Raw genomic sequence first — 12,510 nt, forward strand, 5'->3', positions numbered from 1 at the left:
CTTACTATTCCTTGCTCAACGATCCCACGGCGGCTGGCGCCACGGCGTGATCGGGTTGCCCGACCAGAGCGAACCCGGCGGCACCCGTTCGCCGCGCATCACCAGAGAGCCGGGCCCGACCGTCGCCCCGGCATCGATGGACGCCGCCGGCAGGATGACTCCGTTCGGGCCGAGCGTGGCGCCCTCGGCGAGCACGACCGCGTCGAGTTGCATGATGCGATCGTGAAACAGGTGGGTCTGCACGACACAGCCGCGGTTCACCGTGCTGCCGGCGCCCAGCCGCACCAGGTCAGCTTCGGGCAGCCAGTAGGTTTCGCACCAGACGCCCTTTCCCACGGTGGCGCCGAGGGTGCGCAGCCACACGGCGAGCGCCGGCGTGCCTGAGGCTTTCTCCGCGAACCAGGGTCGGGCAACCATCTCGACGAAGCTGTCTGAGACCTCGTTGCGCCAGATGAACGAGGACCAGAGCGGATGCTCCGACGCGTCGATGCGCCCGACCAGCGTCCACTTGACCACTGTCGTGACCCCGGCCGCCACCGCACCCGCCGTGAGCATGACCACACCCGAGAGACCGATCGCCGCGCCGAGGCCGAGCTGCAGCCACAGCAGGTCCAGCAGTGCGAGCACCAGAAGCGCGATCCACGCGGTGGTGAAGCCGGCCACGATGCGCAGTAGTTCCCACAGCGACCGGGCTATTTTCAGGCGAACGGGAGGGTGGAAGGTTCGCGAGTCGTCGGCATCCGTTTGTCTGCGGCGCAGGCGGGCCGGCGGGTTGCCGAGCCAGCTCGAGCCGCGTTTGGCCTTGCGAGGCGTCGACGAAAGCACCGCGACGAGCCCGTTGCGCGGCACGGTGCGGCCGGGGCCGGCCATGCCGCTGTTGCCGAGGAAGGCCCGGCGGCCTACCTTGGCGGGCCCGATGTGCATCCAGCCGCCGCCAAGTTCGTAGCAGGCGACCATGGTGTCGTCGGCGAGGAATGCGGCTGGCGCGATGGTCGTCAGTGAGGGCAGCAGCAACACGGTTGATGCCTCGACATCGGCACCGACTTTAGCCCCGAGCAGCCGCAGCCAGGTGGGCGTGAGCAGGCTCGCGTAGACCGGAAATAACACGGTGCGGGCGCCGTCGAGAATACGTTCGGTCATCCAGACCTGCCAGCCGATGCGGCTGCGCACCGGATAGTAGCCTTCCCGCAGGCCCACTCCGAGCCCGCGCACGAAGATAATCACCAAAAGTGCGTAGGCGAGCCCGCCGACGACGACGGCTACCGGCATGATCAGGGCTGCGCGCAGCGCGGCAACGCCGAGGTTATCGGCGTCGCCGATAGCGGCGCCGACAACGAGCACGCCGAGCACGATTGCGATCGTGGGGATGGCGGTCATCGCCACCGATCCGGCCGCGAAGGCGCCGAGCCAGCGACTGGCACGCGGCGGGCGTTCGGCCGGCCACGGGCGGCGGCCCGACCCCACGCGGTGAGCAGGGGAACCGGCCCACCGCTCTCCGGCTGGTACACGCGACGAGACCACGGAACCGGGTTCAACCTCGGCGCCGTTGCCAACGTGGGCGCCCCCGAGCAGGGTGCTGCGGGAACCGATCCGGGCATCGGCACCGACATGCACATGGCCGATGCGCAGCACGTCCCCGTCGATCCAGTGTCCGGCCAGGTCGACCTCGGGTTCGATCGAGGCCTGCGCGCCGATGGTGAGCAGCCCGGTAACCGGGGGCAACGAGTGCAGGTCGACGTCGGAGCTGATCTCAGCGCCGAGGGCCCGCGCGTAGTAACTGATCCAGGGCGCCCCGGCAAGGCTCGCCGCGTCGACGAGCAGCGCGATCTGCTCGGCCAGCCATAGCCGCAAGTGCACGGACCCGCCCCGCGGATAGTTGCCTGGCATCACGTCGTGCAGCAACAGTCGGGCCGCCACGACCGCGATGAGCATTTTGCCGGGCGGGGTCACGAACAGCACAAATCCGAGCGCCACCCACCACCACGACAGGGTCGGGCCGAAGGTTGCGCCGGCCAGGCTGAGCAGATTGTTGGCGATGGCGAGGTAAACCAGCCAGCGGGCGCCGCTCAGCACGTGCATCGGAATGCCGAGCACCGTCTGTGCGAATTGGCTGCGAGCCGGAGTGGGCAGCACCTGCCGCACTGCCGGCGGTGTCACGGGGGTGCGGGCGTCGAGTTCCTCGGCGAGCGACCCGATACGCGGGTGGTCGTACAAATCGGCGACGGTGGTTTCGGGGTGGCGGGCGCGCACGGCCGACACGAATTGGGCGGCCGAGAGCGAGCCGCCGCCCTGGGCGAAGAAATCATCGTCGGGTCCGGTCACCGGCACCCCTAAAATCGATGCCCATGCCTCCGCCAGCCAGGCCGCCGTCGGTGACAGCACCCCCGCATCGTCGTCCGACCCGGGCTGCGTAGCGGGCAATGGCCACGGCAATGCCGCCCGGTCGACCTTGCCCGAGGTACGGGTGGGTAGCGCATCGACGATGGCGAGCAGCGGCACGAGCGCGGCGGGTAGTTCTTCCCGCAGCCTGGCGATTGCGGCCTGCCGGTCGAATGGCGTTCCGGCAGTCGCAAGGGCGATATAGCCGACTAGAACGTGGTTGCCGGCAGGGGTGGTCTGCACCACGGCGGCACCGCCGGCCACTCCGTCGAGGGCGCCCAGGGCGGCATCCACTTCGCCGAGTTCGATACGTCGCCCGCCGAGTTTCACCTGGTCGTCGGCTCGGCCGGCGAAGACCAGACCGGCCCGGTCGAAACGCACGAGGTCGCCGCTACGGTAGGCGCGGTGCCAGCCGAGCTCGTCGTGCGGAGCATACTTCTCGGCGTCTTTCTCGGCGTCGAGGTAACGGGCCAGACCCACGCCGCCGATGATGAGTTCGCCGGTCTCCCCCTCGGCGACCCGGTTGCCGTGAGCGTCGACGACGGCGAGGTCCCAGCCGTCGAGCGGCAGGCCAATGCGCATCTCACCGACACCGTCGACGAGTGCGCCGCAGGCCACGACAGTCGCTTCGGTGGGGCCGTAGGTGTTCCACACTTCCCGGCCGCGGGCATTGATGCGGGCGACCAGTTCGGGCGGGCAGGCCTCACCGCCGAAGATCAGCAGCCGCACTGCCTCAAGCGATTCTTCCGGCCAGAGTGCGGCGAGGGTTGGCACGGTCGAGACGACCGTGATGCCGTGCGCGATCAGCCAGGGACCAAGATCGGCACCGCTGCGCACCAGGGAGCGCGGGGCCGGCACCAGGCAGGCGCCGTTGCGCCAGGCCAGCCACATCTCTTCACAGCTCGCGTCGAAGGCCACTGACAGACCGGCCAGAACCCGGTCGCTGGTGCCAATCGGCTCGTCGCGCAGAAACAGGCCGGCCTCGGCGTCTACGAAGGCGGCCGCTGAACGATGCGTGACCGCGACGCCCTTGGGTACGCCCGTCGAGCCGGAGGTGAAGATGATCCATGCGTCGTCGCCGGGCGTGGGAATGCTGCCATTCGGAAAGACCAATGCCGGGTCGTCGTGCGGGGGCACGGGGCGCCCCCGGAGCGACTGCAGGTCGAGGCCCGCACGCGGCGCAAAAAAACTGCTCTCCCCGATGATGCCAACCACGCGGGCCTCGGCAAAGACCAGCCGTGCGCGTTCTTCCGGGTCGTCGGCGTCGACGGGAACGTAGGCGGCCCCCACGAACAACGTGGCCAGAATCGACACATACAGGTCACGCGTACCAGAGGGAATGCGAATGCCCACGGTGTCCCCTCGGCGCACTCCGGCCAGGCTCAGCGCGTTCGCCTGGGCCTGCACGCGCTGCAGCATGCCGCGATAACTGATGGTGCCGACCGCGTCTTCCAAGGCCAGGGCATCGGGATACTGCGCCGCGGTCTGCGACAGGATGTCGACCAGGGTGCGGGCGGGCTTTGCCCGGTGGCCCGCCACGAGCACAGCCTGGGTGTGCCCACTGTCGCCAGCTGGGCTGTACTGGTGCTCGCTCACACGACTCCTCGTTCAGGTCGTGGCACTTGTACGGCACGCCGCGAAAGTAACAGTCTAGAACTCTCTCGGCACGCGCGGGTGCTGCAGACGATCGAGGCGGTCTTTGGTTTGTCGCCACTCGGCGTTGTAGCCGCCCCATCACGAACATCTGGAAGTAGACGCCAGTGCACGGGTTCCCCTGTGAGGTCTCCTCGCTGAGCCCCTTAGGGTCGATGGTCCTGGCCGAGTAGGACAAGGACCATCACGAGCCGAAACGAATATCCGGCAGTCCGGTCAATCAAGCGCCTTCACTCGCGCCGTTTCCAGAGCGCGCTCGCGCATCGCGAGGAAGAGCGGGAACGTGAAGGCGAAGGCGGTGACTCCCGAGAGGGCGACGTACAGCCAGCCCCGCTTCATGCCGAGCCGTCGCGCCTCGACGATGATCAGGATGCTCCCGGCCACCGCTGCGATGAGCAAGTCAACGGTGAGCGACGAGACCGCCGGTCCACTGTCCACCCAGTCGACGATGAAGTCGCGCATCTGCACGATCGCGACAACGTTGTAGGTCCAGGTTCCAGCGAGCCCGGCGAGACTCAGTCCGAGGTAGACGAGAGCGAGCGGCGTCCAGTGTTTCATCATGCCGACATTATGCCCGCCGCAGGTTTGGGACAGGCCCTTGTTGGATCTTTCTGCCAACGGGGACTTCCAGAACAATTGCTCGACGAAATCAACGGACTGCCCTGAACCAGCGAAAATCTGCATCACCCCAACGACCCGACACATCGAGCGTATGGAATTGAGAAATCAATCCGTTCTCAAACCGCACTTCTGGTTGTTCTCTGGTGCCCCTGGAGGGATTCGAACCCCCGGCCATTTCCTTAGGACGGAATTGCTCTTCCACTGAGCTACAGAGGCGGGCTTAGCAAGTTTAGCCGATCAGTCCGCACAGTCGAGCGCGCCACCCGCGTTGTCGCGGGGCAAGCTCTGCCCCGTCAATACGCTCGTGATCGTGCCGTCGATTTCGGCACTTCTGTTGGCCGCGCATCAGAGCGTGGTCCTAGGCGGCCGGAGCCAGATAGGCGTCCCATTCCTGCTCGGGGCGCTCGACTCCCCGTACAATCCAGGTCGTGCCCTGCGGCATCCGTGGGGTGAAGCGCAGCTTCCAGCCCATTTCGGCCGGGGTGTGGTCGCTCTTGAGGTTATTGCACCGCAGGCAACACGCGGCGAGGTTGTCCCAGGTATCACGGCCACCGCGCGAACGCGGCAACACGTGGTCGATCGTGGCAGCCGACTTGCCGCAGTAGCAGCAGCGATGCTCGTCACGGCGCAAGACTCCCCGGCGACTGACCGGAACCAGGCGCGACATGGGGATCCGCACGTACCGCGTGAGCAGAATGACGCTCGGGCGATCCCACGAGCCGGAGGTCGCGAAAACGGGGTGTCCCTGATCGGACTGCACGATCGTCGCTTTCTGGTTCATCACCAGAATGAGCGCTCGTTTGAACGAGACGACGGCGAGGGGCTCGTAGCCCGCATTGAGTACCAGTGTGCGCATGCGCTTCCTTTCGAAGGAGACTGGACGGCTTCCAGCCATTCGAACTACATCCGATGCGTAAAGAACAGGAGCACGACGGGGCGAAAAAGAGTACAAAAAAAGGCGCTGTCACAATGACAACGCCTTCTGGCTGCTCACACAGCTTTTCTCGCTCTGACAACTATGCCGAAAGCACTCGCGACCGCGCACATCCATGGTGTGGATAGTGCGTCGCTCATGCATTGGCTCTCCTTTTGAACCTACAAACTACATCAGGGCACTAGGTTAACCCACAAATGGCGCAACAGGTGAACCTGTATGCGCCATTTGTGTGAGCTGTAACCCAGTGTTCACAGGAAGGGGCGAATTAGATGCCGATTCGCACGATGTAGTAGTCGCTGGTCCAGATGGGCTGAATCCGCACGGACTGGCCGGTATACGGCGCGTGCAGGATGTTTCCGTTGCCCGCATAGAAACCATCGTGACCGTCCATGATCACCAGATCGCCTGGCACGGCGTCCTCGATCGAGATCTTCGTTCCGGCCGCTCCCTGGCCCACAGAGGAGTGCGGCAGGCTGATCCCGAATTGCGCGTAAACGTACATGATGAAGCCGGAGCAGTCGAACCCGGCCGGTGTGGCGCCGCCATAGACGTACGGTGTGCCCTGGTACTGCGAGGCAACATTGAAAACGGATGCGAGGTCGAAATTCGGGTACGTCGGGTTTGCCAGGAAGTCAGCAACACTCGGACCGGAATAGCTCGCTGCATAGGTCGTCATCTGCGCGGCGACCTCAACACGACGGGTTTCCGCGGCGGCGGCAGCGACGGTTGCAGCGGCGGCGGCCGCAAGCTCTTCGGGCGTGGTAGCAGTGAACCCTTCGCGAGCGACGCTCACGGTTGCCGCCTGAGCATCGACCTCAACGGCCTGCGCCTGTGTCTTGGACATCTCCGTGGACTCGGTGGCCTTGAAGGAGACGTCTTTCGAGCCGGGAGCAAAGGCATATGCCGGAAGCGCCATGGTGGCAACGAGTCCGGTAGCGAGGGTCATGACGACGATATTGGCGATACCGCCACGTCGCTTCTTCGGGGCCGCTCGAGGCAGGGCGCCGTTGGGGCGTACCGACGATTCCACTTTTTCCAGAGAATCCACGGTTCGGCTCAGCCCGCGACGGGACCGTCTCTTTCCTGATGCAGCCAAAGTTTTAACCTCCGGCGCCTCGACAACACGAGGTTGTCGTCCCGTCCACTTCGCTAATCGCGGGTGTGTTCGTAAATCAAGAGACAGGGCAGGCGTCTTGACTAGAGTCCTTCGACCTTTCCTGGCCTGTGGGACTCCCCGAGGTTACAAGAGCGACGCTCATTTGTCACCCTGAAGCGGCACATTTCTAACGGATTGGTAACGAACCTGCGAGCGGGTCGAGACGACTGGCTCGATTCACGGCGCTGCGAACCCGGTGCAATTTCAGTGAGCGACCGGGCTGTGGCCGGTCGGTGTCGTAACAAAAATGTGCCCGGCCACCTCATTGGGGAGCTCTAACCCGGCACCGAAACCTTCGACCTGAACTAGAACGTACGATCCGGCGGCCGAAAACACCCCGCTCGCGCCCGGCATGACGCCGCTCTGTTTGAGCTGCAAGAGCAGCTCGGGGTCGAACTGCACCGGTTCACCGAGACGGCGGATGACTGCGGTTACCGGCACGGTCGAACTCGCCACCACCGACACCACGTTGGTCACGCCCGCCATGAAGGCGACTGCCGGTGAATCACCGAGCTCGTCGAGCCCCGGAATCGGATTGCCGTAGGGAGATTCGGTCGGGTGACCGAGCATCTCCAAAATCTTGCGTTCGACCTGTTCGCTCATCACGTGTTCCCAGCGGCAGGCTTCGTCGTGCACGAACTCCCACTCGAGTCCGATCACGTCGCTGAGTAGGCGTTCGGCCAGGCGATGCTTGCGCATCACGTGCACGGCCTTGCTGCGTCCGGTCGGGGTGAGTTCCAGGTGCCGATCGCCGGACACGATGACGAGGCCGTCACGTTCCATCCGCGCGACGGTCTGCGAGACGGTCGGGCCGGAGTGTCCGAGTCGTTCGGAGATGCGGGCCCGCAGGGGCACGATCTGTTCTTCCTCCAGGTCGAGGATCGTGCGGAGATACATTTCGGTGGTGTCGATCAGATCGCTCATCCGAAGCCCTTCATTCGGCTCGTGCGCGCACCGCTCATCGAGTGATAGAACGGCGCCCAGTTGGCGGCCTCGGCAGTGGCCCGCACAGCGTTCCAAGCCTACCCGCCCGTGGCAGGGCAACTAGAATCGCCGTATGGCCGACCTCTTGATACCCACCGATCTACTCCCCCTCGACGGACGATTCGGCTGCGGCCCATCGAAAATCCGGCGCGAACAGCTCGACCATCTTCTCGGATTCGGCACCGGAGTACTCGGCACCTCGCACCGCCAGGCACCCGTGAAAGACCTCGTCGGCCGCGTGCGCGCCGGTTTGGGTGACCTGTTTCGCATTCCCGACGGCTACGAAGTCGTGCTCGGCAACGGCGGCTCGACCGCGTTCTGGGACGCCGCAGCCTTTTCCCTGATCGAAAACCGCGCGCAAAATCTCGTCTTTGGCGAGTTCGGCGGCAAGTTCGCCAAGGCAGCGGCTGCCCCCTGGCTTGCCGCTCCCGACGTGATCAAGGCCGACACTGGCTCCCGCAGCGATTTCGTGGTGCGTGAGGGCATCGACGTCTACGCCTGGCCCCAGAATGAAACGTCAACGGGCGTCATGGCCCCGGTCACCCGGGTCAACGGCGACGCGGGCGCGCTCACCGTCATCGACGCCACCAGCGCCGCCGCCGGCATCGACTTCGACGTGAGCCAGGCAGATGTCTATTACTTCGCGCCGCAGAAAAACCTCGCTTCGGACGGCGGCCTGTGGCTCGCCTTGTTCTCACCAGCGGCCCTCGAACGGGTCGAACGCATCGCAGCGAGCGGCCGGTACATTCCCGAGTTCCTCAGCCTCAAGAACGCCGTGGACAACTCGCGCCTGAACCAGACGCTGAACACGCCGGCTCTTAGCACCCTCCTGCTGATGGAGAACCAGATCGACTGGATCAACCAGAGCGGCGGCCTGGAGTGGGCGTCATCGCGAACGAGGGAGTCGTCATCCGTTCTCTACGACTGGGCGGCGGGCGTCGACTACGCGACCCCATTCGTGGCCGACCCGACGCACCGCTCACAGGTCGTCGTGACGATCGACTTCGACGACGCCATCGACGCCTCATCGATCAGCAAGACCCTGCGCGCCAATGGCATCGTCGACACCGAGCCGTACCGCAAGCTCGGCCGCAACCAACTGCGCATCGCGACCTTCACGGCCATCGACCCTGATGACGTCAAGAAGCTCGTGGCATCCATCGAGCACGTCGTGGCACACCTCTGAAATTAGCTGCACGAAACGCAACGAAAGGATCGCACGATGCGCCTGTGGTTGAAAGACAGCGAACGCCGGCCCGATCCGCTGCCCGCACGAACGGATGCCCGCACGGCACTGATATGCGGCACCCTGCTCTGGCTGGTCGCACTCGGCGCCGCCCTCTTCTTTGAGGAAGCGGCGCCGGGCGCCTCAAAGTCAGGGGCGGCGAGCGCGCCGGGAACGGGTTGGTGGCTGTGGTGCACTGTGATCGGCGTCAGCCTCGGCCTCGCTGGACTCGCCTGGGTTCAGTTCCGCCGCCGCTAGCGCTTCGTTGAAGTCGATGCCGTCCAGAGCATCGAGGGAGTCATCCGCTTCATCGTCGACCAAATCTGCGTCGTCGACCGGATGCTCGTTTGACCCGTCATCGTCATCGTCATCGTCATCATCATCATCGTCGTCGCCGTCGTCGCCGTCGTCGTCGTCGTCGTCGTCATCGTCGTCATCGTCGTCATCGTCGTCCAAGTCATCGTCGTCGACGGACTCGTCATCATCCGCTGCAATGTCGTCATCGACGAGACGATCCGACCACGGCACCCACTCGGGCGCGAGCAGCGAGTCATTGCCGGGCGTGAGCTCGGTTTCAAGAACCTTCGGCTCGGAATTCTCGTCGACCCGCGCAAGACTCACGGTCCAGCGCCAGCCCGGATAGCCGGTCAGCAAGCAGTCGAACAGCAGCGACACCACGAGGTCGCCCTCGTCGATGTGGCCGATGACCTCGCCGATCGTGTCGTCCGTCGTGATCTCCAGCAGCGCCGTGCGCGCCAGCTCAACGGCCGCGAGCAGGGTGGCATCGGTCTGCTTGTCCGATTTCGTCGGCGGTGCGTCGGTCTCCTGCGCCTCGGTCGGCTGCGCGTCGGTGACCTCAGGCATCCAGTTCCTCGGCGACCTTGCGCAGCATCGCCGCGATCTTCTTACTGTGACTTGATTCGGGGTACCGACCGCGCTTGAGATTTGTGCCGATACCGTCGAGCAGCTTCACCAAATCTTCAACGATGATCGACATATCGTCGGCTGGCTTACGGTTGAATTTAGACAGGCTCGGAGGAGCTTCGATCACGCGCACCGACAGCGCCTGGGCGCCGCGTTTGCCGTCGGCAATACCGAATTCGAGCTTCGCGCCGGGCTTGATGGTTACGCCGGACGGCAAAGCGGAAGCGTGGAGAAAGACCTCCTGACCGTCATCGGATGTGATGAAGCCAAAGCCTTTCTCCTCGTCGTAAAACTTGACCTTGCCGGTGGGCATCTGAACCTCACTTGAGTTTTGGGCGCACAATATAGTGCGGGATGTAAACCCAGCATATTCGGTTGCGGCACCCGCGTGCCCGTATCCTTAGGCTGTGACCAATCAAACTCCACAAGCCGTCAGCCGGCTTGAACGTGTGCTCGCTTACATGGTGGCGAGCGTGGTGGGGCTGTCGATTCTCGCGTTCCTTGCGGTCATCATCGCGACCGCGATGGGCGTCGGCCAAAACGACGGGTTCAGCCGCGGCTTCTGGCCGCCGATCTTCATCCTGCCGCTCTACGGCCTGCCCATCGGTTTCGTGCTCATCATCGTGCTCATCATCTCTGCAGGAGTTCGACGCAGTCGCGAAGCTCGACGAGACCGCGAGTAATGCTCGGCCTCGCATCGAGACTTCGGGTCCTGCCCGATGCCGAGCTGCGGCACGTCATCAAGGTGCGCGGTGTTTCTGCGAACGGCATCCACGACTTCTTCGATCTGGCCGAAGCCCTGCTTGATGCTGGCAATGTGCAACTGGCCCTGAGCCACCTGGACCGCTCGACCCTTGCCATTCTGGCCGTGGCCGGACAACTCACCAGCAGCAATTCCGTTCCGACGCTGGTCGCGGTGACGAACCGACTGGTTGAACTAGGTTCGACCGAGGTCACGCTGGCCGATGTGGCCCGCCGGGTCGACAGCTTGCACGCCGTACTTTTGGCCGAGCGAAACGACGGATGCTGCATTCCATACGACGCCGTCTCGGCTCATCTGGCGCGCTGGCCGGCTCAGGGTCTACCGGATACCGCCGACCTCGCCGTCGCTGCGCCCCCGGTGGCCGTCGCCACCGTGCCCGACACCGAGATTGCGTTCATCGACCAGCTGGCCGCTGAACGCGCTTTTGGGATGGTGTCGTCGATCGCCGAGCTGGTCAACGAGCTGTGCCGCGAGCCCGCCCGGCAGCTCAGTCGGGGTGGGCTCGGCCTGCCCGACACCAAGCGCCTCGCCGCGGTAATGACGGTCGACGTCGAACTGGTTGCCCCGATCCTCGCCTTGGCTTCCCGGGCCGACCTGCTCGCCCACTCCGACGGTTATTGGATGGAAACCGAGGCCGGCGAGGCCTGGCTGCTCGAACACACGACCACCCGATGGGCGGCCTTGGCCGTGGCCTGGTTGGCGGCGCTCCCGCCGACCGTGGCCGACATTCTTCCGCGCCAGGCCGGGCTGCCCTGGGGTGGTGGACTGACCGCGTTTATCGCCTGGCTCTATCCGGCCGGCGGCGAGTGGATGCTCTCCCAGCTAACCGAGTTCGCCCGCGACGCCGAGTTGCTCGGTATCACCGCAAACGACACCACCAGCACGGCCGGCGCCAACGTGCTGCGCGGTGACCTCGAGGTAGCCGTCGACATCATGGCGGGCGCGCTGCCGGCTGAAGTCGGCGCGGTGTATCTGCAGCACGACCTCTCGATCGTCGCGCCCGGCCCACTCGCGCCGTCGATCGACTCCCGGCTGCGCGGGATGGCCGACGTGGAAAGTCGAGAACTCGCGTCGAGCTATCGCATCACCGCGGCATCCGTCAATCGCGCCCTGGCCGCGGGCGAGAATGCAGACTCGCTGCTCGCTTTTCTGACGTCGATCTCACTCACCGGCATTCCACAGCCGGTCGATTACCTCATCAACGAATCGGCTTCGCGGTACGGCCGGGTGCGAGTGGGACGTCTCACCGACGGGCCGAACGCTCCGATCGCTCCACCCGGTAATGACACCGTTTTTCTCAGCTACGTCTGCTCAGCTGATGCCGCGCTGCTCGGCACAATCGCTGTCGACCAGACTCTGGCGCCGCTCGCGCTCGTGCGCGCCGGCGACAGCGAACACCTGCTCAGCCGCTTCGCCGGTGACGCCGTGTTTTGGGCGCTGAGTGACGCTCGTTATCCCGTCGCTGCCGAAGACGACCTCGGTGAGATCGTGCACTTGCGCCGACACCAGATCGCCCGTGTCACGCTGACACCAACGGTTGACACCGCCCGCAACCTGGTCGACAAGCTGCGGCTTCGCCCTGAAAGTGGCGTTTCAATAGCGGATGCCTGGCTTGCCCGCCAGCTCGACACCGCCATCAAGGCCAAGCAGACCATCCTGGTCAGTATCGCAATGCCCGGCGGCGCGGTGGTGGACTACCTGCTCGAACCGGCCAGCGTCAGCAACGGACGCTTCCGAGCCCGCGACCGGCGGGCCGACATCGAGCGCACCCTGCCACTCAAGAGCATCCTCAGCATCACCCCGGCCCCGTGACCGCTTGTGCGCGGCAGCGGCCGGTACCGTAAAAACTGCCGAACGGGCGTAGAATT

General features: G+C 65.0%; 10 protein-coding genes and 1 tRNA gene. 3 read left to right on the forward strand and 8 right to left on the reverse strand.

The window, feature by feature from the left end:
- Positions 1 to 15: 15 nt before the first annotated feature.
- From CXY74_RS07695 to CXY74_RS07720, 6 genes are all read right to left on the reverse strand, one after another.
- Positions 16 to 3,975, reverse strand: a complete 3,960-nt coding sequence (locus tag CXY74_RS07695) for a Pls/PosA family non-ribosomal peptide synthetase (RefSeq protein WP_104199897.1) — start codon at positions 3,973 to 3,975, stop codon at positions 16 to 18.
- Positions 3,976 to 4,248: 273 nt separating this feature from the next.
- On the reverse strand, positions 4,249 to 4,593 hold the full coding sequence (locus CXY74_RS07700) for a DUF2834 domain-containing protein (RefSeq protein WP_104199954.1): 345 nt from the start codon (positions 4,591 to 4,593) through the stop codon (positions 4,249 to 4,251).
- Positions 4,594 to 4,794: 201 nt separating this feature from the next.
- Positions 4,795 to 4,869: transfer RNA gene (locus CXY74_RS07705), tRNA-Arg, on the reverse strand.
- 142 nt (positions 4,870 to 5,011) lie between these two features.
- The gene (locus CXY74_RS07710; protein WP_104127589.1) at positions 5,012 to 5,509 is read right to left on the reverse strand and encodes an HNH endonuclease; all 498 of its coding nucleotides are present in this window, start codon (positions 5,507 to 5,509) and stop codon (positions 5,012 to 5,014) included.
- A gap of 346 nt (positions 5,510 to 5,855) precedes the next feature.
- Positions 5,856 to 6,638, reverse strand: a complete 783-nt coding sequence (locus tag CXY74_RS07715; RefSeq protein WP_233193281.1) for a C40 family peptidase — start codon at positions 6,636 to 6,638, stop codon at positions 5,856 to 5,858.
- Between the two features lie 312 nt (positions 6,639 to 6,950).
- Positions 6,951 to 7,670: a metal-dependent transcriptional regulator gene (locus CXY74_RS07720; protein WP_104199898.1), complete on the reverse strand. Its 720-nt coding sequence runs from the start codon at positions 7,668 to 7,670 to the stop codon at positions 6,951 to 6,953.
- A gap of 133 nt (positions 7,671 to 7,803) precedes the next feature.
- Here CXY74_RS07720 and serC point away from each other — a divergent pair, with 133 nt between their 5' ends.
- The gene (gene serC, locus CXY74_RS07725) at positions 7,804 to 8,916 is read left to right on the forward strand and encodes a phosphoserine transaminase (RefSeq protein WP_104199899.1); all 1,113 of its coding nucleotides are present in this window, start codon (positions 7,804 to 7,806) and stop codon (positions 8,914 to 8,916) included.
- Positions 8,917 to 9,105: 189 nt separating this feature from the next.
- Here the strand turns inward: serC and CXY74_RS07735 are convergent, their stop codons facing one another.
- Both CXY74_RS07735 and CXY74_RS07740 read right to left on the reverse strand, forming a co-directional pair.
- Positions 9,106 to 9,819, reverse strand: a complete 714-nt coding sequence (locus CXY74_RS07735; RefSeq protein ID WP_104199901.1) for a DUF3027 domain-containing protein — start codon at positions 9,817 to 9,819, stop codon at positions 9,106 to 9,108.
- A complete protein-coding gene (locus tag CXY74_RS07740) occupies positions 9,812 to 10,192 on the reverse strand; it encodes a cold-shock protein (protein ID WP_104199902.1) in 381 nt (126 codons plus the stop codon). Before CXY74_RS07740 ends, CXY74_RS07735 begins: the two co-directional genes overlap by 8 nt.
- A gap of 94 nt (positions 10,193 to 10,286) precedes the next feature.
- On the opposite strand from CXY74_RS07740, the gene CXY74_RS07745 reads away from it, so the two are divergent.
- Positions 10,287 to 10,562: a hypothetical protein gene (locus tag CXY74_RS07745; protein WP_233193282.1), complete on the forward strand. Its 276-nt coding sequence runs from the start codon at positions 10,287 to 10,289 to the stop codon at positions 10,560 to 10,562.
- Positions 10,562 to 12,454, forward strand: coding sequence for a helicase-associated domain-containing protein (locus CXY74_RS07750; protein WP_104199903.1), 1,893 nt, complete (start codon positions 10,562 to 10,564; stop codon positions 12,452 to 12,454). Before CXY74_RS07745 ends, CXY74_RS07750 begins: the two co-directional genes overlap by 1 nt.
- Positions 12,455 to 12,510: the final 56 nt, after the last annotated feature.

Origin of the sequence: Cryobacterium sp. Y29 (genome assembly GCF_002929825.1) — a bacterium.
GTDB lineage: Bacteria > Actinomycetota > Actinomycetes > Actinomycetales > Microbacteriaceae > Cryobacterium.